This is a genomic window from Ensifer sp. Root31, assembly GCF_001424825.1.
Classification (GTDB): Bacteria; Pseudomonadota; Alphaproteobacteria; order Rhizobiales; family Rhizobiaceae; genus Ensifer; species Ensifer canadensis.
Map to the genome: position 1 here is coordinate 248,671 of NZ_LMCO01000066.1, position 21,392 is coordinate 270,062.

Sequence of the window (21,392 nt, forward strand, 5' to 3'; positions counted from 1 at the left end):
GGCTCCTTATGCGCGACGGCTGATGACCGGGCCCTTGGCCGAGCCGAATTCGGCAAGCACGGTTTCACCGGCAATCGCGGTCTGGCCGAGGCTGACGCGGGGCTCGACACCATCAGGCAGGAAAACGTCGAGGCGCGAGCCGAACCGGATGAGGCCGAAACGCTCACCGGCGTCGAGCGAGCCGTTTTCATACTTCCAGCAGATGATGCGGCGGGCAACCAGACCGGCGATCTGTACGACGCCGATTTCACCATGCTTCGTCTGGATGACGAGGCCGTTGCGTTCGTTCTCGTGGCTGGCCTTGTCGAGTTCGGCGTTGACGAACTTGCCGGCGCGGTAGGCGATGCGGCTGATGGTGCCGGTCATCGGCGCACGGTTCACGTGGCAGTTGAAGACGTTCATGAAGACCGAGATGCGCAGCATCGGTTCGGAACCAAGACCCAGCTCTTCCGGCGGCGTCACCATGGCAATCGACGAAACGCGGCCATCGGCCGGGCTGATCACCAGATCGTCGTCGATCGGCGTCATGCGCTCGGGGTCACGGAAGAAATAGGCGCACCAGGCGGTGAGCAGGAAGCCGATCCACATCAGCGGCTCCCACAGCAAGCCCAGCACCAGCGACGCGACGAAGAAGATCGCGATGAAGCGATAGCCTTCCTTGTGCACCGGGACCAGCGTGTTGCGCACCGTATTGACCAAGCTCATGAACTCTACTCCAAATTTGCTGTGGAACGTGACCTAGCGCGAAATGCCGCCCGCGGCAACGCTGCCCGCCCGACAGCGACAAAACGCGTCGCGATCAGCGACAAGACATGGCCGTCATAGGGCCGGCTCGCCACGCGTGACGATACCGAGGTCGTCGCTCTCGCGCACACGCTTCAATTGTTCTTCCGCCTGGGTCGCCTCGCGCTGGCGGCTCCACATGGAAGCATAAAGTCCGTCGCGATCGATCAGTTCCCCGTGCGTGCCGCGCTCGGCGATGACGCCATCCTTGAGCACGATGATCTCATCGGCATTGATGACCGTCGAAAGCCGGTGGGCGATAACCAGTGTCGTGCGGTTGCGGGAAACCACGTCGAGCGCCGACTGGATTTCCTGTTCCGTGCGCGTGTCGAGCGCGGAAGTTGCCTCATCGAGGATGAGGATCGGCGGTGCCTTCAGGATCGTACGGGCGATGGCGACACGCTGCTTCTCGCCGCCCGAAAGCTTGAGGCCGCGCTCGCCGACCATTGCCTGAAACCCTTCGGGAAGCGACTGGATGAAGGTCGCGATCTGTGCCGCCTCAGCCGCAGCGACAACCTCCTCCTCGGTTGCCGAAACGCGTCCGTAGCGGATGTTGTAGGCGATGGTATCGTTGAACAGCACGGTGTCCTGCGGCACCATGCCGATCACGGCGCGCAGGCTCTTCTGTGTCACACCGCGCACGTCCTGCCCGTCGATAGTGATCGTGCCCTGTTGCACGTCGTAGAAGCGATAAAGAAGCCGCGACAGCGTCGACTTGCCGGCCCCCGACGGGCCGACGACGGCAACGGTCTTGCCGGCAGGCACCTCGAAGCTGATGCCTTTCAGGATCGGTCGCGCTGCATCATAGGCAAAGTGCACGTCCTTGAAGGCGATGGCGCCGTTTGCAATGGCGAGCTGCCGCGCATCCGGGCGGTCGACCACTTCGGCTTCGACGTCGAGCAGATCGAACATGTGTTCGATGTCGGTCAGCCCCTGGCGGATTTCGCGATAGACGAAGCCGATGAAATTGAGCGGAATGGCCAGCTGGATCAGCATGGCGTTGATGAAGACGAAGTCCCCGAGCGTCTGCTCGCCGCGCTGCACCGCGAGCGCGGACATGACCATCATGACTGCCGTGCCAGCGCCAAAGATCATCGCCTGGCCGAAGTTGAGCCAGCCGAGCGAGGTCCAGACCTGGGTCGCCGCCTTCTCATAGCGCTCCATGGATCTGTCGAAGCGCTTGGCTTCCATTTCTTCGTTGCCGAAATACTTGACGGTCTCGAAGTTCAAGAGCGAGTCGATCGCCTTGGTGTTGGCGTCGGTGTCGCTGTCGTTCATGGAGCGGCGGATGGCGATGCGCCAGTCGCTCGCCTTGACCGTAAACCAGATATAGAGCCAGACGGTGATGGCCGTGACCAGCAGGTAGCTGAAACCGTAGCCCCACCAGAAGATCACGGCGGTCAGCAAAAATTCGATCAGCGTCGGTACACTGTTCAGAATGGTGAAGCGAACGATGGTCTCGATGCCCTTGGTGCCGCGCTCGATCACGCGCGACAGGCCGCCGGTGCGTCGCTCGAGATGAAAGCGCAGCGACAACTGGTGCATATGCACGAAGGTCTTGTAGGCGAGTTGCCGGACCGCATGCTGCCCGACGCTGGCAAACAGCGCGTCGCGCAACTGGTTGAGCCCCGCCTGCAGCAAACGCGCGAGGTTATAGGCAAGCACCAGCATGACTGCGCCGCCCAGGAACTGCGGCAGGAAGCCCAGTGCATCCGGCTTGTTGTTCAGCGCATCCGTCGCCCACTTGAAGAAATAAGGAACGAGGATGAGGACGACCTTGGCAATCACCAGGATGATCGTCGCCCAGACGACTCGAAGCTTCAGATCAGCCCGATCTGAAGGCCACATGTAGGGCCACAGGTTGACGATGGTTCGAAACGGGTTGCTCGTATCGGCAGAAATCGTCTTCGTCTGGTTCTGAGGTGCCACGTCTTGATCCGCCTTCACTCTTTCGCACGCCCGGGCGGACGGTCATGCCAATCCACCGGCGTCGCGCAGTTGCGGCTCCGCGCCTCGAACCTTTGGGCAAGGACATCGGGGCACATCATCGCCATCCAATGAAAAGCGGCGTCTCGTTGAAGACGCCGCCTTCTTTGACAAATAGGTCTCCGTCGACACTGCCGCAATGCGATGATGTCGATGAACAGCCTATTGCTCGTGTTTCATGTGCTTCTTGTGAATTTCGCGCGATTCTTCATCGGAAAGTGCCTGATCGGGAACGCCGAAGACCTGGCCAGGGCGGATGCGATCGGGGTTTTCGATCTGTGCCTGGTTGGCGAGGTAGATCGTGGTGTAGCGAACACCCGCGCCATAGACACGCCGTGAGATCTGCCAGAGCGTATCACCGCGACGGATGATCACGGAACTCTTGCTTTCCTTCAGCGGCGCCTGCTCCACCGTTGCCGGCTGAGCCTGGGTTTCAGTCGAGGCCATGGAAGGCTGCGCAGCGGCGACGTCATTGGTGATCGAGCTGCCGGCACCCTTGACCTTCGACGCGCCGGAAGCCTCGGCGATCTCGCCCGATGCGATGGTGTTGGCAACCGCCGGCGTGACACTGCCGCGTTCAGCAAGGATTGCACCGACCGAGGCTTCGACCTTGGTTAGGGCCGCAGCGACACTTGAGGCATCCTGCGGGGCCTCCTTCAGCACGGCCAGCGCATCGGCAGCAGCCTTTGCTGTCCGGGCGACCTCGCCTGCGAGCGCCTGATCGGAATTGTCGGCGAGCCTGAAATCGGCCAGCGACTTCAGTGCGAATTCGCTTGCTGAGCGTGCTGCCGCGAGTTGCTCGCCCGTCGGCACCTTGCCATTGGAGAAAAGCCCCTTCAGCAGCGCGAGCGCCTTGCCGGCTTCGGCACGCAGCCCGTCGAGGCCGGCTGTCGCGGCGGCCGAAACCGGGCCGGCAACAGCTGCGACCTGGCTACCGGCCGGGCGGTCGAACGGCACCGATGCGCGCATGACGACCTTGCTTGCGTCCTCGCTCAACATGTCTGCACGGATGATGTGGCTGCCGACCGCAAGGTCGATCTGACCGTCTACGACAAAGTGGCCCTTGTCATCCGCCTTCATTTCGCCGAGCAGCTTGTCGTCCGCGTAGATGCGAACGACGGCACCGGGCTTTGCGCTACCGGCGACGAACATCTTGGCGCCCTCGATCTCGACGGCGGTGACCTGCAGCCCTGCAGCGCCGTTTGGCTTTGCCGCCGTTGCGTCGCTCGTCGTCTGCGGCGTTGCAGACGCCACATCGGCGGATGTCGCCGCGGCCGGCTGCGAAGCAGGCGCGTCAGCCGTCTGCGCAACGCCCGCCAGCGCGTCAGGCGTGGTGAGCAGCCGGCTGGCAGTGCCGGGCTTAGAGACCATGGCAAGCAATTGGCCGGTCGGGTCCTTTGGAACGGAAACCGTTGCGACTTCTTGCGAATTCTTGGCAACGCCGTCTTCGCCGACCGCGCGCAGGGTCAGCTGGTAGTCCCCGGCCGGAAGCGGCTTGTCGAAGACGGCGGCGAAATCGCCGGTCACGCCGACATCAGCCGTTCCGACGATCGTCGCGCCGTTGAGGATTTCCAGCTTGGAACCGGGTGCGGCGTGGCCGGCAACAACGGTCGAACCATCGGGCTCGACGCGCAGCACGTCAAAACCGGGAATAGATGCATCCTCGACCGGTGATTTCGCGTCAGCGGCGCTTGCCGCCTGTTGCGGCTCCGCCATTTTGCTGGCGTCATCGGACTTCGCCGAGTCCGAAGTGGGCTGAGGCCCGCCGGTCGACGATGCCGCGTCACCGGTTTGGGCCGGAGCGTTTGCCGTGCCATCGGCCGAGGCTTCCTTGCCGTCACGCAAATTCGGTTGAACTACAAAAACCATCAACGCTGTTGCTGCCGCAAGGACAGTAAGGGCCACCCAGCCGGCCTTGTTCTTGATCATGCCACTCTCCACAGGAGCGGAGCGACGCTCCGCGCATGCCCTCTCATCGGCCTAAGGCGCGGGGCTTGCGCGGTCATTATAGCGCAACTGCGAGCTACCCGCCCAATTTCTTCAATCGATCCCTGAAATTGCTAGCGTTTCCTAGTGTAGCAGACAAGCAGCCGCCCCTGCTGCAGGCGCCGCGAACCAAGCTTTCCCCTCATTTTTCTTGACCCTTGCTGCGCTGCAATGCTTTTTGACCGGATGAGCACTGAAACCAGCACGATTCGATCCATCTGCGTCTACTGTGGTTCGCAGCCCGGGCGCGACCCGATTTACATGGAAGCCGGCCGCGCGCTCGGCCGCTCGATCGCCGACCATGGCCTGCGTCTGGTCTATGGCGGCGGCACGCGCGGCATCATGGGAGCGGTCGCCAGCGGCGTGCTTTCCAATGGCGGCGAGGTCACCGGCATCATCCCGGAATTCCTGATGGACAAGGAAGCGACGCGCCATTCGCTCGGCCAGCTCAACGAGCTGATCGTCACCGCCGACATGCATGAGCGCAAGCACACCATGTTCGAGCGGGCGGACGCCTTTGTCGCCCTGCCGGGCGGCATCGGCACGCTGGAAGAGATCGTCGAGATCATGACCTGGGCGCAGCTCGGTCGTCACCGCAAGCCGATGGTCTTCGGCAACATGAACGATTTCTGGAAGCCGATGCTGGACCTGCTGCAGCACATGCGCGCTGAAGGCTTCGTTCACACGGCCCACCTCGTCCAGCCGCTTGTCGTCGACAAGGCCGAGGACATCGTGCCGGCGATCCTTGCGGCCGCTAGCGGCGCAAACGGCCGCGAAGGCGAAGCCGAGATCATCTCCCGCCTTTAGGCCTGTGTTACACCCCCAAAATCAGAAAAGGCGCGCCTGACGGACGCGCCTTTTTCCATTCTTGCCTACTGCATGTTTTCTTAAATCACATTCGATTTAAGGATAAAAACATGCAGCAATTCAAAGTGCTACAGCGGCCTTTGCGCGTCTAACACGACGCGCGGCGCTGTAGTGTCTTATTCGGCCGGGCTGACCTGTTCGGCGCGACGGGCGCGGCTCTGTGCCAGCATGGCGCCGGAATAAATAACCAATGCGGCCCAGATCAGTGCGAAGGCGATCAGCTTTGCGGTGCCGAAAGGCTCGTGGAAGACGAAGACGGCAATCAGGAAGATCATCGTCGGCGCGATATACTGCATGATGCCGATGGTCGACAGCCGCAGCAGCTTGGCGCCATTGGCATAGATCATCAGCGGGATCGCGGTGACAATGCCGCAGGACATCAGCCACAGCACGTCAGTCATGCCCGTGTCGCCGAAGTGCCCTTGGCCGGTCGCCTCGAGCCAGATGATGTAGCCGATCGCTGGAACGCTGAGCAGCAGCACTTCGAGGAAGAAGCCCTGGTTCGGCCCGATCGGCAGCGTCTTGCGGAAAAAGGCGTAGAAGCCCCAGGAGAGGCAGAGCCCGATCGACACCCAGGGCAGACCGCCGGCATCGAAGGCGAGTACGCCAACGGCGGCAGCGGCCAGCGCGATCGCCACCATCTGCGCCGGGCTTGGCTTTTCCTTCAGCAACAGAGCGCCGAGGAAAATCGAGAAAAGCGGATTGATGTAATAGCCGAGCGCCGTCTCGATCGCGCGACCAGCACCGATCGCCCAGACATAGATACCCCAGTTGATGGTGATGAGCACGGCAGTGAGAGCCGCCATGCGCAACATGCGCGGTGAACGAAGGGCGACCTTGACGTCTTCCGTGCGCCCAAGCCACACCAGCACGAGGCCCGCGAGCGGAACCGACCAGACGATGCGGTGCGCAACCACTTCCGGCGCCGGGATATGGGCGATCGCCTTCATGAAGAAAGGCAGGAATCCCCAGAGCAGATAGGCCGTGAGCGCAAAGGCGAAGCCCTTGGCGGAATCGGTGTTTTCTGCGGGTACTTTCGCGTTCGGCTCGGCCATGACATTTTTCCTGATGTAGTCGCCGGAGGCTGTCTTGGCGATGACGCCCGCTCCGGTCGCAATCGAAGGTGCAGCCTTACCGGCCGACGAACCCTTCCATGGGGCGTCGTACTCCAATGACCATCAATGCACCAATTCATTTCCGTGAACGGATGGTGAATTTTGCTCATACTTTAGGCAAGAGCAACGACGCCCAGCGGGGTGCCTATGCTCTCCCTCACCTGAAGCAGGCGCTTACTCGGCGGCGATCAGTCCGACATGGTCGCGATTCTTCAACAGCTTGAAAATGATACTGTCCATCAACGCCTGGAACGAGGCATCTATGATGTTGTCGGAGACGCCGACCGTCCACCAGCGCGCGCCCGTGCCATCGGTCGATTCGATCAGAACGCGCGTGATCGCCTCGGTCCCGCCGTTGAGGATACGGACCTTGTAGTCCGCAAGCTCCAGGTCTTCGATCTCCGACTGGTATTTGCCGAGGTCCTTGCGCAGGGCCAGATCGAGCGCATTGACCGGCCCGTGGCCTTCGGCCACCGACATCATGGTTTCGCCATCGACGACGACCCTGACGACCGCTTCCGACACGGTTTTCAGATGACCGTTGGCGTCGAACCGACGTTCGACCATCACCCGGAAGCTTTCGACGTGGAAGAAATCCGGCACCGTCCCGAGGATGCGGCTGGCCAGCAGCGCGAAACTCGCATCGGCGCCCTCATAGGCATAACCGGTCGCCTCGCGCTCCTTGACGATCGCGATCAGCTTGTCGAGCTTGGGATCGTCTTTGCCAACCACGATCCCCCGCCGCTTCAGCGCGTTGATGAAGTTCGCCTTGCCGCCCTGGTCGGACACCATGACCTTGCGCAGATTGCCGACACTTTCAGGGGCGATGTGCTCGTAGGTGCGTGGATCCTTCAGAAGCGCCGAGGCGTGAATGCCGGCCTTGGTGGCAAAGGCCGAGGCACCGACATAGGGCGCCTGCATGTCCGGCGAGCGGTTCAATAGTTCGTCGAAAGCATGCGAGAGCTTCGTCAGTTCCTGCAGGCGGTCGGAATCGATCGCCGTTTCGAACCTGCTGGAATAGATCTCTTTCAGCGCGAGGGTGGGGATAAGCGTCACCAGATTGGCGTTGCCGCACCGCTCGCCGATGCCGTTCAGCGTTCCCTGTATCTGGCGGACGCCGGCCTCGACGGCTGCAAGCGAATTGGCTATCGCCTGCCCCGTGTCGTTATGGGCGTGGATGCCGAGACTGGCGCCGGGCACACCGGCGGCGATAACAGCCGAAACGATCTCGCGCACCTCGTGCGGCTGGGTGCCGCCATTGGTATCACAAAGCACGATCCAGCGTGCGCCCGCTTCGAAGGCAGTCTGCGCACAGGCAAGCGCATAGGCGCGGTTCGCCTTGTAGCCGTCGAAGAAATGCTCGCAGTCGACCATGGCCTCGCGGCCGGCGCCGACAACGGCTGCGACGGAAGCCCGGATGTTGTCGAGGTTTTCCTCGTTGGAACAGCCGAGCGCCACCGCCACGTGGTAATCCCAGCTCTTGGCCACGAGACAGATCGCGTCGGTGTTTGCTTCGAGCAGGGCGGCAAGGCCCGGGTCGTTCGAGGCGGAAACGCCAGCGCGCTTGGTCATGCCGAAGGCGACGAAGGAGGCCTTCTTCGTGCGCTTGCGCTTGAAGAACTCCGTATCGGTCGGGTTTGCCCCGGGATAGCCGCCTTCGACATAGTCCATGCCGAAATCGTCGAGCAGGGTGGTAATCGCGATCTTGTCCTCGACGGAAAAGTCGATGCCGGGCGTCTGCTGCCCGTCCCGTAGCGTCGTGTCGAAGAGGTAGATGCGTTCCCTGGTCATGGCTCGTTTCCAATAATGCTCAGTCGTTATTCGGTCTTGCCGGCGAATTTGTCAGTGGCGCGGATCAACCGGTCGAGGATACCGGGTTCGGAATAGGCGTGCCCTGCCCCCTCGATCAGGTGGAACTCAGCCTCGGGCCAGGCCTTGTGCAACTGCCAGGCATATTTTGCCGGGCATGGCATGTCGTAGCGGCCCTGGACGATCACGCCGGGGATGCCATGCAGACGATGGGCATCCCGCAGTAATTGGCCGTCGTCCATCCAGCCGGCATTGACGAAGAAGTGGTTCTCGATGCGCGCGAAGGCATCGGCAAACTCGTCCTCCTCAAAACGGCCGCTGGTCGACAGTTCCGGAAGCAGCGTGATCGTCTCACCTTCCCATATGCTCCAGCTCCGGGCAGCTGCCAAACGCGTCGCCCTGTCGTCGCTGGTCAGGCGCCGGTGATAGGCACGCATCATCTCGTGCCGCTCATTCTCCGGGATCGGCGCGATGAACCGCTCCCATTTGTCCGGAAACATCTCCGAGACGCCGAACTGATAGTACCAGTCGAGCTCGGCCTTGGTCAGGGTATAGATGCCGCGCAGCACCAGTTCCGTCACCCGACCCGGGTGCTTTTCCGCATAGGCGAGTGCCAGGGTCGATCCCCAGGAGCCGCCGAACACCAGCCATTTCTCGACCCCTGCCATCTCGCGCAGACGTTCGATATCGGCGACGAGGTGCCAGGTGGTGTTGGCTTCGATCTCCGCATGCGGCTTCGACATGCCGCAACCGCGCTGGTCGAACAGCGTCACGTCGTAAAGCTTGGGATCGAACAGCCGGCGATGGTTGGGCGAGATCGTGCCGCCCGGCCCGCCATGCAGGAACACCGCCGGTTTTGCGCCTGGCGTTCCTACCCGTTCCCAATAGACCGAATGACCGTCGCCGACGTCGACGTGACCCGACGCATGGGGTTCGATTTCCGGGTAGAGCGTACGCAATTGAGCAGTCATCTTCAGTCTCTCATCGGTGGCCAGTGCACCGTATCGTAATCGGGATGCTGGCGGTTCGTTTCGAGCACGAGCAGGTGCCGGGTGGCGGAAAGCTCGGTGCCGTCGTCGGTCTGCCTTTCGGGAAGCTTCGCAAGCCGCGAGAACCAAACCATGCGCGATTCTACCCCAGACTGATAAACCGGTGGCAGATCGTCTGGATCATCGAGCGAGCCGAGCACGATGTTGAGGAAATCCTCGTCCGGCATGTCATAGAAGAGCGGCGTTCCGCAATCGTGGCAGAAGGCGCGGCGCACCAGATGCGAGGAGCGAAACCATGAGGGTTGCCCGCGGGTGATGTCGAAATTGTCGCGCGCGATGTTGGCGAGCGGCATGAAATAATTGCCGGCGGCCTTCTGGCACATGCGACAGTGACAGATATGCGCATCCGCCAGCACGCCTTCGGCGCGGTAGCGGATCGCTCCGCACTGGCAGCCGCCGGTAAAGATGCGCGAAATCGTCATCGGAACACTCCCGGTTGGTGCCACTGCTCGGTGTCGTGATCGGGATGCTGGAAGGAAATGACACTCTCCTGCCTGCTATAGAAATCCGGATCCGTCAGCACCGGCTGGTCGAAGATGGTCTCGACCCAGGGGAGCCGCGAGGCATAATTAACCTGTATCTGCGGGGCCAGATCGCTGCGATCATCGAACGTGCCGATGGCGATTTCCATGCCGCCGGGATGGCGGTAGATCATCGGCGTGCCGCATTTCGGGCAGAAACCACGATCGATATTGACCGAGGATTGGAAGTAGCTCGGCTCGTCGCGCGTCCACTCGACGCCATCCTTCGGCGCTGTCACCAGCGCCGAGAAGAAGGCGCCGAACTGCTTCTGGCACATGCGGCAATGGCAGATCGACGGACGGCCGAGTTGTCCCCGAATGCGGAAACGGACCGCGCCGCACTGGCATCCGCCTGTTCGCACTGTATCGGTCATTTCTCGTCCTCCGGGGGCCAGGTTTCGGTGTCATGATCAGGATGCTGGTAGGAAACGAGATCGGCAAGGAATGCCACGGCGTCGGCATCGGCCAACGTCTCCTCCCCCGGCAATTCAGGCACTTGATCGACATAGGGCAGCTTAGCCTCGATGCCCCACTGGATTGTCGGCACGATCCCCTGAGGTTCGTCGAAGGCAGCAATCGCCAGCGCCATGCCATCGGGCGCCTCATAGGTTAGAGGCGTGCCGCAATCACCGCAAAATCCACGCCAGCCAAAATTGGACGACTGGAAGCGTTTGCGCTCGCCACGCGTCCAGTTGACGGTAGCGCCACGCACCGACACCAACGGCAGATAGAAGTTTCCGCTCGCCTTCTGGCACATGCGGCAATGGCAGACGGAAGCGTCGCCGAGAACGCCCTCGACGCGGAAACGCACGGCACCACATTGGCAGCCGCCGGTATGATACGGCCTGTTGTCGAGACTCATCGCAACGTCTCCTCAAGTCGACACATGACAGACCGCCTCGATGTTGTTGCCGTCGGGATCGAAGACGAAGGCGGCATAATAATCCGGGTGGTAGTGCGGGCGCAGTCCCGGCTTGCCATCGTCGCGGCCGCCGGCAGAAAGAGCTGCGTCGTAGAAGGCATCGACTTCGCTGCGGCTGCGTGCGGTAAAAGCATAGTGCCTGCCCGGACCTGCGGCCGCCTCATGCAACCAAAAGACCGGACGTTCGCGACCGTAACCGCCGACCTTGACGCCGCCGGTGTGCTCGGCCGGCACCATCATCAGGAGGGAGGCGCCAAGCGGCGCAAACGCCCCGTCGTAGAACGACTTCGCCTTGTCGAAATCCGCAACCGAGATACCAGTATGATCGATCATTGCACGAACTCCTCCTTCATGCGCCTCTCCTCATGCCGTCAAGCTGCGACCGCCGTCCCCTGCCCGGACACCGTCGGCATCCAAGGGCAATAGGGGATGGCAGGCCGTCTTCATCGCTTCACTTCCCAGGTCGTCAGGCGCTCGCCAGTCGCCGGGTCCTTGCCGTCTTTCAACTGGATGCCCTGGGCGAGCAGATCGTCACGGATTCTGTCGGCCGCAGCGAAATCCTTGGCCTTCAGCAATTCGAGACGTGCCCTGACGCGGCCATCGACTTCGTGCACGACGGCCTCGTCGAGTTCGACCGCCTGCGGCACGATGCCGAGCAGCGACGCGCTGGCGGCAAAGCTGCCCCTCAGGCTTGGATCGCTGGCGGTCTTCTGCGCCAGCGCATGCAGCGCCTGAACCGCCGCCACCGTGTTCAGGTCGTCGGACAGCGCCGTAACGATGGCCGGATCGACCTCGCCCTTGGCGTCGCCCGGCACCGGCCATTTCGACAGCAGATGCTCGGCCTCCTCCAGGCGCTTGATCGAGAAATCGATCGGCTCGCGGTAGTGGGTCATCAGCATGGCAAGGCGCAGCACGTCGCCCGGCCACTTCCGGCCGCCGAATTTTTCGGTGTGCAGCAATTCGTAGATGGTGACGAAGTTGCCTTCGGACTTCGACATCTTGCGGCCTTCGACCTGCAGGAAGCCGTTGTGCATCCAGACATTCGCCATCACATCCGTGCCGTGAGCGCAACGCGACTGGGCAATCTCGTTCTCGTGGTGCGGGAAGATGAGATCGAGCCCGCCGCCGTGGATATCGAAGACCTCGCCCAGATAACGCCCGCTCATGGCCGAGCACTCGATGTGCCAGCCCGGACGCCCCCTGCCCCATGGGCTTTCCCAGCCCGGTTCGTTGTCGGCCGAGAGTTTCCAGAGCACGAAATCGCCCGGGTGTTTCTTGTGCACCTCGACGGCGACGCGGGCACCGGCCTGCTGCTCGTCGAGATTGCGCTTGGAAAGCTGCCCGTAATCCGGCATCGATCTGGTATCGAACAGCACCTCGCCACCGGCCTTGTAGGCATGGCCCTTGGCAATCAGCTTGTCGATGATGTCGATCATCTGCGGAATATTGTCGGTGGCGCGCGGCTCGACATCAGGATCAAGGCAGCCGAGCGACTTGGCGTCTTCGAGGAACTGCGTCTCGGTCTTCTCGGTCACATGCCGGATCGCCTCGTTCAGCGGCAGGCCGGGATAGTCGCGCAGGGCCCGCGCGTTGATCTTGTCGTCGACGTCGGTGATGTTGCGAACATAGGTCACCCTCTGCGGCCCATAGACATGGCGCAGCAGCCGGAACAGGATATCGAAAACGATGACCGGACGCGCATTGCCGATATGGGCATAGTCGTAGACGGTCGGGCCGCAGACATACATGCGGACATTGTCAGGATCGATCGGCCGGAAATCGACCTTCTCCCGCGTCAGCGTGTTGTACAGCTTAAGTGTCGGCACTCCGCCCATTCCAAATCTCCAATACGCATGCGACCCTCAGAAATACGGCGCCCGGGAGGCCCGCACGTTTGTCATCTTGGATTTCGGGAGACGAAAACGGCCAGGCCAGCGAAGCGCTAGCGAATAATCTTCCGGCAGATAATGCAGGTAACCGTTTTCATGGCCACACTTATCGCGCGTCGCATGGCGCCGGTCAAGTGGTGAGCCGCATGCGAAGCACAGCCAACTATCCAAGCTGAGGCATGGTCATGGATTTGTCACGATTTGGCTTATCTGGGATCGCCACGCGGGAAAGAGATTCGCGGTGCAGCTTGGCCCTGCGCCACGGTTCCTGTCTCCGGAGAAAATGAGGAGGAGCGTCGTTGTCGCCTACAGCGCCGCGCGTCTTATCGGACGCGCCAAGGTCGCTGTAGCCCTTTGAATTGCTGCATGTTCTTATCCTTGAATCGGATACGATTTAAGGAAACATGCAGTAGGCAAGCGAGAACGAGGCGTTTCCGGTCCAGGAAAAGCATCAAGGAGTGCATGCACGTGAAGACCGCCAAGACCACCGACATCGCCAAGACACCCGCCGATCTGGTTCAACAGTACCGTCCGCTTGGTCTCAAGGCCGTGCTGGCCGCTGCCCTGCAGGTGAAGGCAAAGCCCACCGCCAAGCTGAAGAAGCAGACGGCCTAAGTACCCATGAGATTCAGAATAGGGACATCTGCCCGTCGTCGGGCTTGTCCCCGTTCTTGTCGTCCTTCACGGGCGCTTTCGGCACCAGTTGCGGGATGACCGCCTCCTGGATATCGGCCCCCGCATTCGCCACCTTGTTGACCTTGTCGGATACAGGGATCGCTTCGAAATAATCCTCCGACGCCGGCACCATCAGATCGAGGACGTCGCGCGGCTCCTGCGTCTTGCAATCCAGCCAGCGGGCGAAATCTTCCGGCTGGATCACCACCGGCATGCGGTCATGTATGGGGGCAATCGCGGGATTGGCGCTGGTGGTGAGCACTGCAGCAGTGTCGACTTCGGAGCCATCGGCGGAAGACCAGGTCTCCATCAGGCCGGCAAAGGCGACGATGCCCCCTTTTCGAGGACGGATCCAATAGGCCTGCGACGCCTCGCCGCTGCCCTTTGCGGGGCGATGCCATTCATAGAAGCCGGATGCCGGGACGAGAACGCGCCGATGGCGCATCGCGGCGCGAAACGATGCCTTTTCGATCGCCGTCTCGGCACGGGCATTGATCAGCAGCGGAAAGTCCCTGGGGTCCTTGACCCAGCCGGGCGTGAAGCCCCAGCGAACGAGAAGGGCCTTGCGCTCCGGCAGATTGCTGCCCGGCCCGGCGCGATCCGCGGCGACCACGACGATGATCGGCTGCGTCGGCGCAATATTGAAGCGCACCGGAAAGTCGTCGCTTTCCAGCAGGCCGAACAGCTCCATCAATTCTTCCGGGGTCGCCGTCAGCGCAAAACGTCCGCACATGACATGGATGTGGCACTTCACGTAGGATGGGTCAACGATACCGATCGAAATTGATTCCATCATGCCGAAACAGCCCGAACTCGCCTCCTCCGTCATTCTCGAACGCGATGGCCGCTACTTGCTTGTGCGGCGCGCCAATCCGCCGTCGGCCGACATGTACGCTTTTCCCGGCGGCCGGGCCGAGCCGGGAGAGACGCCGGAGCAGACGGCCCTGCGCGAATTGCAGGAAGAGACCGGCATTTGTGCCGACAACCCCGTGCTGTTTGAAACCTACGATCTGCCGGGCAAAGAATCCGAGGGTCGGCATTTCTTCCTCTCCGTCTTCAAGGCGCAGGCGGACGCGAAGGCTGTCGCTGTTGCCAGCGACGACGCAGCCGGCCTCGGATGGTTCACGCCGGACAAGATCTTTGCGCTTCCCATTCCCGACAGTGTTCGCGAATGCGTGGAAAAACTGGCCGCCCAGGCTGCAGCCAACGCAAAGACGGGCGGATGCCTTGAAACAGCCGTCGATTCGGACTTGAAGGGATGATGACATTCGGCCCGACCATCATCCGCCTGACTGTGACAACACTGCTGCTTGCCACGGCGACGGCCGCTGCGTCGCAGAAGACGGCTGCACCTCCGCAGGACAAGACGCAGACGCAAGCGCCCGCACCTGCTGTCGTCGAGGAGAAGCCGACACCCTATGACCAACGGCTGATTCGCCTCGCCGAGGTGCTTGGATCGGTCCATTATCTGCGCAATCTCTGCGTAAAAGAGCCCGAGGATGTCTGGCGGCGCTCGATGCAGCAGCTGATCGACAAGGAAACGGCCAACGAGGAAAAAAGGCGCGAGCGGATGACCGCCGCCTTCAACCGGGGGTATCGCACCTTTGCCTCTGTCTACACGACCTGCACGCAGCCGGCGATCGTCGCGGAACAGCGATATCGTGCCGAAGGAGCAACACTTGCGTCAGAAATCGTCGCTCGCTTTGGAAATTAGCAATAAATTAACCTCTTTTCTCACGACCCCGTGTCGTTTCGGGAAAAGGCTGCTAAGTTCGTTAAGAGAGTGGTAAGAAGTGACAACCGGGTCACAGTCGTTCAGTTGGGGTTCAGCCGGACGACGTTAAAGTGAGCCACTTGCAGCAATGGAAGTCGCATGGAACGAATGATGGAACCAAGCCTGACCGACATCGATGACATGATCGTCCACGAGAAAATGCAGGCAGCGCTGGAACACCAGAACGAGGCCTGGGCGGACGGCATGGCTGATGGCATCGAGCCAGAAATCATCGCCGATGCGGCCATCGCTCTAGCCATGCGGGAAACCGTTCGGCTTCATGGTGAAGAAGGTGCGGAAGCGATGCTCAATTCGCTTCGCGAGCGCATGCTCGCCGGTGAATTTTCGCCCCAACGCTCGCTTCAGTAATATCAGGACTGCCCTTATGAGCCGGAACCATGCCAACCGGACCTCTCCGGTTCGCCTTGTTACGCTGCTTCTGGCCGGTGTCGCTCTCTGCGTTCCGGTTATGATGTCGCCCGCATTCGCGCTCAGCGAATTGCAGGAAGCGCCCAACGCAGTCGCAAGCGACCAGAATACTCCTCCTCCGCCAGCCGAACCTGTGGACGACGAACCGGATCAGGAAGAAAAGCTCCCGCTCGAAATCCCGATGCCGGACCCGCTGATCAAAAAGACGGTTACCATAACGAAGGAAGATCAGGCCGCCGAAGAGCCGAAGACGGTCGAACCCGTAGAAGTGCTCAGCGACGTCTCCAAGATACCGGCGCCTGTGGCGCGCATGCGCGAGTTGATCGTCGAGGCGGCTGCCTCCGGCGATATCGAGCGGCTGCGGCCCCTGCTCGGCAAAGGCCCGACCCAGACCCAGGTCACTGGCGTCAGCGCCGATGAAGATCCGATCGCGATCCTGAAAAGCCTGTCGGGCGACCAGGATGGCGTCGAGATCCTGGCAATCCTGCTCGACGTTCTTTCGACCAGCTTCGTCCAGGTCGACAAAGGTACGCCACAGGAAGCCTATGTCTGGCCCTATTTCGCCGAAAAGCCGCTGGCCTCGCTGACCGCCCCTGAGAAAGTCGACCTCTTCCGGCTGGTGACGGCAGGCGATTTCGCGGACATGGAAGAATTCGGCAGTTACAACTTCTATCGTGTCGGCATCATGCCCGACGGGAAGTGGAAATTTTTCATCGCCGGCGACTAGAGCACTTCATCTTTAAACAGAAGCATTCTGCCGGAAGGAATTTCGGCCAGGACCAAGGCGGCTGGCAAAGAGCGCAGCAGAAGCTGCGGTCGAGACGGCCGCCGCCGGTAATGGCCGAAATTCATCCGGCCCTTAGGGTTGGCTGAAAACGGCCGCCCACTGTGTCGGATGGCTTGCCCGATGGATCCGCATCGCTCAGCGCCATCCTTCGTGTGGAACGGCCGTTTTGAGCCAACAGAATTGCTTCCGTTTAAAGATGAAGTGCTCTAAGCGCCGGCGATACGCTTGCCGTTCATCCCTGAACATCCTACCTGTTCGGCAATGTGAACAGGAATCGAGCCATGCCCAGAGTTCGCCTCGACGACCGCGCGATCGTCTCCGTTTCCGGCAAGGATGCGGAAGATCTTCTCCAGGGGTTGATCACCACCGATCTCGATGCCCTCGCCCCTGACGAGGCGAGGCCAGGCGCGCTGCTGACGCCGCAGGGCAAGATCCTGTTCGATTTCATGATTTCCCGCGACGGCGACGGCTTCAGGCTGGAAACGACTGCGGATCAGGCCGAAGCGCTTCTGAAGCGGCTGACCATGTACAAGCTGCGCTCGGCGGTGACCCTGTCGCTCGACACCTCCACACCCACTGTCATTGCCTTCGACGAGCCGCTGGCCGAGGGATTTCGCGACCACCGCTTCGAGAAGGCCGGCGCCACCGTTTTCCGCTTCTATGGTGAGAGCGAAGCGGACTCAGCCTCTAATGCCGACCTCGACCAACTCCGGATCGTCTCCGGCATTGCCGTTTCCGGCCCCGATTATGCGCTGCAGGACGCCTTCCCGCATGATGTGCTAATGGACAAGAATGGTGCGCTCTCCTTCCGCAAGGGCTGCTATGTCGGTCAGGAAGTGGTTTCGCGCATGCAGCACCGCGGCACGCAGCGCCGTCGCGTCGTAATCGTCGCCGGTGCATCGGCGCTCCCGCCGACCGGCACAGCGATAACGGCAGACGGCAAGTCGATCGGCACGCTCGGCACAGTGCGTGGCACTTCGGCCCTCGCGATCGTGCGCATCGATAAGGCCGGCGAAGCGATGGCCAACGGCGTCGACCTGCTCGCGGGCGACGTGACTGTGACGTTGACCCTGCCGGAATGGACCGGGCTTGCCTTCCCAACCACCGCCGACGAGGCAAGCGCGTGACCTCGGCACGCGCCTGGCAGCGCATGCTCTCCGGCCGGCGGCTCGACCTGCTCGACCCGTCACCGCTCGATGTCGAGATCACCGACATCGCCCACGGTCTTGCCCGCGTTGCCCGGTGGAACGGCCAGACGGCCGGGGACCACGCCTTCTCCGTCGCCCAGCACAGCCTCATCGTCGAGGACATCTTTCGCCGGAGCTACAAGTGCAACGCCGACGACTGCCTGATGGCGCTGCTGCATGACGCCCCGGAGTATGTGATCGGCGATATGATCTCCCCCTTCAAGGCCGTGGTCGGCGGCGGCTACAAGCTGGTCGAAAAGAGGCTGGAAAGCGCCATTCACCTGCGCTTCGGTCTGCCTGCCCATTGCGCCAAGGATCTGAAGGACCGGATCAAGAAGGCAGATCATATTGCCGCCTATTTCGAGGCGACTGCGCTTGCCGGCTTTTCGACCGAGGAGGCGCGAAAGTTCTTCGGGCAGCCGCGCGGCATCACCCGCGACAGCCTGCTGATCGCCCCCCTGCCGGCCATAGAGGCCCAGCGTCTGTTTACCGAGCGTTTTGCCACGCTCGAGGCGGAACGCGCCGCTGCGAAGGTGGATGCCTGAGATGCCCCAGATCGTCGTATCGCCGCTTGCCCGCATCGCCGAGATGGCTGTGCGCCACGGCTGCACCGAGATGCTGAGCCTGGTCGCCAAGGGCCAGGACTTCCACCGTCCGGCCGTCATTGCCAAGGCGCGGCACCTGACGCTGGGAATGAACGATATCAGCTTCGCCGGTACCGGTGGGCTCATCGCTCCGCAGGAAGAGCACGTCCAGCAGATCGTCGCCTTCGCCAAGGGCTGGGACCGTTCGCGGCCGATGCTCGTTCATTGCTGGATGGGCGTTTCGAGGTCGCCGGCCGCTGCCCTTATCGCCGCCCTTGCGGTGGAGCCTGAGCAGGACGACCGAGAACTGGTCGAGCGGCTGCGGTTCGCCTCTCCCTATGCGACGCCGAATACGCGGCTTGTCGAAATCGGCGACACTGTCTTGTCGCGCGGCGGGCGGCTGGTCGCTGCCGTACGCTCGATCGGCCGCGGTGCGGACACGGACGGCAATGTTCCCTTCGTGCTGCCGCTTGTAGCCGAGGGAGCCAATGTTGGCGACTGAGATGCGGGCCGTCACCGTCGAAATCGGTCTCAACGCGGCCATCGTTGCCGTCGTCAGCCGCAGCCCGCGCATCCTGGCCGTCAACGAGGCGGATGGCGACGCGAGGGACAGCCTGCCCTTCGGCCCCTTCGACCCTGCTCTTCACCGCACCTTCGAGACCAGTCTGCGCGACCGCGTGGAAAAACGCACGGCGCTCAAGCTCGGCTATATCGAGCAGCTCTACACCTTCGGCGACCGCGGACGGCAGCGCCTGCCGGGCGAAGAAGGCAAGCACATGGTCTCGGTCGGCTATCTCGCCCTGACGCGAACCGATACCGAGAACACCGAGCGGTTGGCCGAGGCCGGCGCGCACTGGCGCGACTGGTACGGCTACCTGCCGTGGGAGGATTGGCGGCAGGGCCGCCCTGCCATCCTCGACCAGCTGATTTTGCCCGCGCTCTCGCGGTGGGAGCTTGCCACATCAGACGACGAGCGCATGGCGCCAAGCGCGCAGCGGCGCGCACGCATCCGGCTTGCCTTCGGCCTCGACGATTTCCCCTGGGACGAGGAACGGGTGCTGGAGCGTTACGAGTTGCTCTACGAGGCCGGTCTCGTGCGCGAAGCGGTGATTGACGGCCGCAGCCGGGAGCAGGACAACGCTGCCGCCGGGCAGGCCATGCGCCACGACCACCGCCGCATCGTCGCAACGGCGATCGCCCGCCTGCGCGGCAAGATCAAATATCGGCCGGTCATTTTCGAACTGATGCCGCCCGAATTCACCCTCACCGATCTGCAGGCAACGGTAGAGGCCATTTCCGGCCGCCACCTGCACAAGCAGAATTTTCGGCGTCTGGTCGAAGGTGCGGAGCTGGTCGAGCCGACCGGCATGACGCTGGCGTCGACCGGCGGCAGGCCTGCGGCGCTGTTCCGCTTCCGCCGGCAAATCCTCGACGAACGGCCCGCACCCGGCCTCAAGGTGGGCGGCCGCTCATCCTCCGCATGAAACGCGCAGGCAGAAACGACTGGGGATTTATGCTGGCGATGACATCGTTGCGGCGGGTTTAATGTGCGGACTGCATCTAACACTTCGGCCAATGCGCGCTACATTCGTTCAATTGGATATGGTGCCGGCTCTGTGGCCGGCTAGAGCGCTTCCGGTTGAAACGGAGTCAAAGAAGCACTCTACCTCTTTGTTTTAACGCATTTCCGAACGGAAAATCGCTCCGCACTTTTTCTGGAAATGCTTTAGGGAAGAACACATGCTGCTTGCGCTTGCGCTGCTCACCAGCCTCCTGACGGACCAGCCTCTCCTGCCGAACCCGCAGGGGAACAAGGCGATCCCCGACTATTTCAAGAACAACCAGATGGGCCGCGGCCAGGTGACGATCTGCAACCTCAACGGCCAGGACATGCGAGGGCAGTTCAAGATCTGTCGCTATGACTGCGGCACGGAGATCACCATCGACAAACGCGTCGTCTGCCCCTTCATCATGCAGCGCTAGCGTCGGCCTCAACTGCGCCGACGGCCACTAAACAACTCCTTAAACCGGAATCGATTCAGGGCCCTATGCGGCGCGCTTCAAGCATTATCGCGGCGCTTACGCGTCGGAGCGCCTCAGTGCTTGATCGCTACGTCCAGACCGATGTCGAGCGTCGGAGCGGCCATGGTGATCTTGGAGGTCGAGATATAGTCGACGCCGGTCTCGGCGATGGCACGTACCGTGTCGATCCTGACGTTGCCGGAAGCTTCCAGGCGCGTGCGCCGCGGGTCTGCGGCATAGGCCTCGTCGCCAAGCTGCCAATGGGCGGCGTTGATGGCGACGGCTTCGCGCAGGCGCACCGGTCCCATATTGTCGAGCAGGATGACGTCCGGTGCCGCAGTCAGCGCCTCGCGCATCTGGTCGAGGCCATCGACCTCGATCTCGATCTTGACCAGATGACCGCAATAGGCGCGCGCCGCATGGACGGCGCCGGCAACGCCGCCGGAGACGGCGATGTGATTGTCCTTGATCAGCACGGCGTCGTCGAGGCCATAGCGATGATTGGAGCCACCGCCGAGACGCACGGCGTATTTCTCCAGCGCGCGCAGGCCAGGGATCGTCTTGCGGGTGCAGCAGACCTTTGCGCGCGTGTGGGCAATCTCGTCGGCAAATTTCGCGGTGTAGGTGGCAATGCCCGAGAGATGCATGAGGAAGTTCAGGCCAACGCGCTCGGCCGACAGAAGCCCGCGGGCGCGACCAGAGATGCGGGCAATCGCCGTTCCCGGTGTCACACGATCTCCGTCCGAAACCAGAGCCTCGAAGACGATGGACGGATCGACGAAGCGGAACGCTGTCCGCGCCAGCTCAAGCCCGGCAATCACCCCGGGATCGCGGGCGTTCATGCCAGCCGTTGCCGACAGTTCCGGCCCGATCGTCGACAGGGTGGTGATGTCGCCGGCGCGACCGAGATCTTCGAGCAAGGCGGCACGCACCTGATCCTCGACCATGAGGGCGGGCAGTTCGGGGCGAAGGGCTGCAGTCATCTGGTCGTTGGTCCTGTCTCTATT

Annotated in this window: 24 protein-coding genes; 11 read left to right on the top strand and 13 right to left on the bottom strand. The window is 62.1% G+C overall.

The genetic code is table 11. The features are described from left to right. Window positions 1-6: 6 nt before the first annotated feature. From ASD00_RS35475 to ASD00_RS35485, 3 genes are all read right to left on the bottom strand, one after another. Complete coding sequence (locus ASD00_RS35475) at window positions 7-705, bottom strand: phosphatidylserine decarboxylase (protein WP_025426432.1); 699 nt, start codon at window positions 703-705, stop codon at window positions 7-9. A gap of 114 nt (window positions 706-819) precedes the next feature. Beyond that, entirely contained in the window at window positions 820-2,712 is a 1,893-nt protein-coding gene (locus ASD00_RS35480; RefSeq protein ID WP_025426431.1) for an ABC transporter ATP-binding protein/permease, read from the bottom strand. Window positions 2,713-2,931: 219 nt separating this feature from the next. Beyond that, complete coding sequence (locus ASD00_RS35485; protein WP_025426430.1) at window positions 2,932-4,698, bottom strand: LysM peptidoglycan-binding domain-containing protein; 1,767 nt, start codon at window positions 4,696-4,698, stop codon at window positions 2,932-2,934. A 243-nt stretch (window positions 4,699-4,941) separates the two neighbouring features. Between ASD00_RS35485 and ASD00_RS35490 the strand changes: the two genes are divergently transcribed. Beyond that, on the top strand, window positions 4,942-5,562 hold the full coding sequence (locus ASD00_RS35490) for a TIGR00730 family Rossman fold protein (protein ID WP_025426429.1): 621 nt from the start codon (window positions 4,942-4,944) through the stop codon (window positions 5,560-5,562). Window positions 5,563-5,738: 176 nt separating this feature from the next. Here ASD00_RS35490 and rarD read toward each other — a convergent pair whose 3' ends face one another. The 8 genes from rarD to cysS form a co-directional block, all read right to left on the bottom strand. Continuing rightward, entirely contained in the window at window positions 5,739-6,677 is a 939-nt protein-coding gene (gene rarD / locus ASD00_RS35495; RefSeq protein WP_025426428.1) for an EamA family transporter RarD, read from the bottom strand. A 234-nt stretch (window positions 6,678-6,911) separates the two neighbouring features. Further along, the gene (gene cimA, locus ASD00_RS35500) at window positions 6,912-8,528 is read right to left on the bottom strand and encodes a citramalate synthase (protein ID WP_025426427.1); all 1,617 of its coding nucleotides are present in this window, start codon (window positions 8,526-8,528) and stop codon (window positions 6,912-6,914) included. A 26-nt stretch (window positions 8,529-8,554) separates the two neighbouring features. Next, window positions 8,555-9,517, bottom strand: coding sequence for a prolyl aminopeptidase (gene pip, locus ASD00_RS35505; RefSeq protein ID WP_025426426.1), 963 nt, complete (start codon window positions 9,515-9,517; stop codon window positions 8,555-8,557). Window positions 9,518-9,519: 2 nt separating this feature from the next. After that, window positions 9,520-10,017 carry a GFA family protein gene (locus ASD00_RS35510; protein WP_025426425.1) on the bottom strand — a complete coding sequence of 166 codons (498 nt, stop codon included), beginning with the start codon at window positions 10,015-10,017 and terminating at the stop codon, window positions 9,520-9,522. Further along, window positions 10,014-10,490 (bottom strand): GFA family protein, encoded by a 477-nt coding sequence (locus tag ASD00_RS35515; protein WP_025426424.1) that lies wholly within the window; start codon window positions 10,488-10,490, stop codon window positions 10,014-10,016. Before ASD00_RS35515 ends, ASD00_RS35510 begins: the two co-directional genes overlap by 4 nt. Then, window positions 10,487-10,978 (bottom strand): GFA family protein, encoded by a 492-nt coding sequence (locus tag ASD00_RS35520; RefSeq protein WP_025426423.1) that lies wholly within the window; start codon window positions 10,976-10,978, stop codon window positions 10,487-10,489. The genes ASD00_RS35515 and ASD00_RS35520 overlap by 4 nt, the downstream gene beginning before the upstream one ends. Before the next feature lie 12 nt (window positions 10,979-10,990). Beyond that, the gene (locus ASD00_RS35525) at window positions 10,991-11,371 is read right to left on the bottom strand and encodes a VOC family protein (RefSeq protein WP_057211452.1); all 381 of its coding nucleotides are present in this window, start codon (window positions 11,369-11,371) and stop codon (window positions 10,991-10,993) included. A gap of 110 nt (window positions 11,372-11,481) precedes the next feature. Then, entirely contained in the window at window positions 11,482-12,873 is a 1,392-nt protein-coding gene (gene cysS, locus ASD00_RS35530; protein ID WP_025426421.1) for a cysteine--tRNA ligase, read from the bottom strand. A 522-nt stretch (window positions 12,874-13,395) separates the two neighbouring features. On the opposite strand from cysS, the gene ASD00_RS40835 reads away from it, so the two are divergent. Beyond that, a complete protein-coding gene (locus tag ASD00_RS40835) occupies window positions 13,396-13,542 on the top strand; it encodes a hypothetical protein (protein WP_162174732.1) in 147 nt (48 codons plus the stop codon). Window positions 13,543-13,555: 13 nt separating this feature from the next. On the opposite strand, the gene ASD00_RS35535 is transcribed toward ASD00_RS40835, so the two are convergent. Further along, window positions 13,556-14,335 (bottom strand): SOS response-associated peptidase, encoded by a 780-nt coding sequence (locus tag ASD00_RS35535; protein ID WP_038576820.1) that lies wholly within the window; start codon window positions 14,333-14,335, stop codon window positions 13,556-13,558. 58 nt (window positions 14,336-14,393) lie between these two features. Here ASD00_RS35535 and ASD00_RS35540 point away from each other — a divergent pair, with 58 nt between their 5' ends. The 9 genes from ASD00_RS35540 to ASD00_RS35580 all read left to right on the top strand — a co-directional run bounded on the left by ASD00_RS35540 (window position 14,394) and on the right by ASD00_RS35580 (window position 20,346). After that, window positions 14,394-14,864 carry an NUDIX domain-containing protein gene (locus tag ASD00_RS35540; RefSeq protein WP_025426419.1) on the top strand — a complete coding sequence of 157 codons (471 nt, stop codon included), beginning with the start codon at window positions 14,394-14,396 and terminating at the stop codon, window positions 14,862-14,864. After that, a complete protein-coding gene (locus ASD00_RS35545) occupies window positions 14,864-15,316 on the top strand; it encodes a TIGR02301 family protein (protein WP_025426418.1) in 453 nt (150 codons plus the stop codon). The genes ASD00_RS35540 and ASD00_RS35545 overlap by 1 nt, the downstream gene beginning before the upstream one ends. Before the next feature lie 159 nt (window positions 15,317-15,475). Beyond that, window positions 15,476-15,745, top strand: a complete 270-nt coding sequence (locus ASD00_RS35550) for a hypothetical protein (RefSeq protein ID WP_025426417.1) — start codon at window positions 15,476-15,478, stop codon at window positions 15,743-15,745. A gap of 16 nt (window positions 15,746-15,761) precedes the next feature. Continuing rightward, a complete protein-coding gene (locus ASD00_RS35555; protein ID WP_025426416.1) occupies window positions 15,762-16,532 on the top strand; it encodes a hypothetical protein in 771 nt (256 codons plus the stop codon). Between the two features lie 341 nt (window positions 16,533-16,873). Continuing rightward, window positions 16,874-17,719 (top strand): folate-binding protein YgfZ, encoded by an 846-nt coding sequence (locus tag ASD00_RS35560; RefSeq protein ID WP_025426415.1) that lies wholly within the window; start codon window positions 16,874-16,876, stop codon window positions 17,717-17,719. Further along, entirely contained in the window at window positions 17,716-18,324 is a 609-nt protein-coding gene (locus ASD00_RS35565) for an HD family hydrolase (RefSeq protein ID WP_025426414.1), read from the top strand. The genes ASD00_RS35560 and ASD00_RS35565 overlap by 4 nt, the downstream gene beginning before the upstream one ends. A 1-nt stretch (window position 18,325) precedes the next feature. Then, window positions 18,326-18,865 carry a tyrosine phosphatase family protein gene (locus ASD00_RS35570; RefSeq protein WP_025426413.1) on the top strand — a complete coding sequence of 180 codons (540 nt, stop codon included), beginning with the start codon at window positions 18,326-18,328 and terminating at the stop codon, window positions 18,863-18,865. A gap of 1 nt (window position 18,866) precedes the next feature. Beyond that, the gene (locus ASD00_RS35575) at window positions 18,867-19,847 is read left to right on the top strand and encodes an NAD regulator (protein WP_107028447.1); all 981 of its coding nucleotides are present in this window, start codon (window positions 18,867-18,869) and stop codon (window positions 19,845-19,847) included. A 256-nt stretch (window positions 19,848-20,103) separates the two neighbouring features. After that, complete coding sequence (locus ASD00_RS35580; RefSeq protein WP_025426411.1) at window positions 20,104-20,346, top strand: hypothetical protein; 243 nt, start codon at window positions 20,104-20,106, stop codon at window positions 20,344-20,346. A gap of 113 nt (window positions 20,347-20,459) precedes the next feature. On the opposite strand, the gene nadC is transcribed toward ASD00_RS35580, so the two are convergent. Then, the gene (gene nadC, locus ASD00_RS35585) at window positions 20,460-21,368 is read right to left on the bottom strand and encodes a carboxylating nicotinate-nucleotide diphosphorylase (RefSeq protein WP_025426410.1); all 909 of its coding nucleotides are present in this window, start codon (window positions 21,366-21,368) and stop codon (window positions 20,460-20,462) included. Between the last annotated feature and the right edge of the window lie 24 nt (window positions 21,369-21,392).

Excerpts from the sequence above, each read along its gene's own strand:
- ASD00_RS35475 (WP_025426432.1), bottom strand. The coding sequence starts at position 705 with ATGAGCTTGGTCAATACGGTGCGCAACACGCTGGTCCCGGTGCACAAG.
- ASD00_RS35485 (WP_025426430.1), bottom strand. The coding sequence starts at position 4,698 with ATGATCAAGAACAAGGCCGGCTGGGTGGCCCTTACTGTCCTTGCGGCA.
- ASD00_RS35490 (WP_025426429.1), top strand. The coding sequence starts at position 4,942 with ATGAGCACTGAAACCAGCACGATTCGATCCATCTGCGTCTACTGTGGT.
- rarD (WP_025426428.1), bottom strand. The coding sequence starts at position 6,677 with ATGGCCGAGCCGAACGCGAAAGTACCCGCAGAAAACACCGATTCCGCC.
- cimA (WP_025426427.1), bottom strand. The coding sequence starts at position 8,528 with ATGACCAGGGAACGCATCTACCTCTTCGACACGACGCTACGGGACGGG.
- pip (WP_025426426.1), bottom strand. The coding sequence starts at position 9,517 with ATGACTGCTCAATTGCGTACGCTCTACCCGGAAATCGAACCCCATGCG.
- ASD00_RS35510 (WP_025426425.1), bottom strand. The coding sequence starts at position 10,017 with ATGACGATTTCGCGCATCTTTACCGGCGGCTGCCAGTGCGGAGCGATC.
- ASD00_RS35515 (WP_025426424.1), bottom strand. The coding sequence starts at position 10,490 with ATGACCGATACAGTGCGAACAGGCGGATGCCAGTGCGGCGCGGTCCGT.
- ASD00_RS35520 (WP_025426423.1), bottom strand. The coding sequence starts at position 10,978 with ATGAGTCTCGACAACAGGCCGTATCATACCGGCGGCTGCCAATGTGGT.
- ASD00_RS35525 (WP_057211452.1), bottom strand. The coding sequence starts at position 11,371 with ATGATCGATCATACTGGTATCTCGGTTGCGGATTTCGACAAGGCGAAG.
- cysS (WP_025426421.1), bottom strand. The coding sequence starts at position 12,873 with ATGGGCGGAGTGCCGACACTTAAGCTGTACAACACGCTGACGCGGGAG.
- ASD00_RS35535 (WP_038576820.1), bottom strand. The coding sequence starts at position 14,335 with ATGTGCGGACGTTTTGCGCTGACGGCGACCCCGGAAGAATTGATGGAG.
- ASD00_RS35545 (WP_025426418.1), top strand. The coding sequence starts at position 14,864 with ATGACATTCGGCCCGACCATCATCCGCCTGACTGTGACAACACTGCTG.
- ASD00_RS35550 (WP_025426417.1), top strand. The coding sequence starts at position 15,476 with ATGGAACGAATGATGGAACCAAGCCTGACCGACATCGATGACATGATC.
- ASD00_RS35555 (WP_025426416.1), top strand. The coding sequence starts at position 15,762 with ATGAGCCGGAACCATGCCAACCGGACCTCTCCGGTTCGCCTTGTTACG.
- ASD00_RS35560 (WP_025426415.1), top strand. The coding sequence starts at position 16,874 with ATGCCCAGAGTTCGCCTCGACGACCGCGCGATCGTCTCCGTTTCCGGC.
- ASD00_RS35570 (WP_025426413.1), top strand. The coding sequence starts at position 18,326 with ATGCCCCAGATCGTCGTATCGCCGCTTGCCCGCATCGCCGAGATGGCT.
- ASD00_RS35575 (WP_107028447.1), top strand. The coding sequence starts at position 18,867 with ATGCGGGCCGTCACCGTCGAAATCGGTCTCAACGCGGCCATCGTTGCC.
- ASD00_RS35580 (WP_025426411.1), top strand. The coding sequence starts at position 20,104 with ATGCTGCTTGCGCTTGCGCTGCTCACCAGCCTCCTGACGGACCAGCCT.
- nadC (WP_025426410.1), bottom strand. The coding sequence starts at position 21,368 with ATGACTGCAGCCCTTCGCCCCGAACTGCCCGCCCTCATGGTCGAGGAT.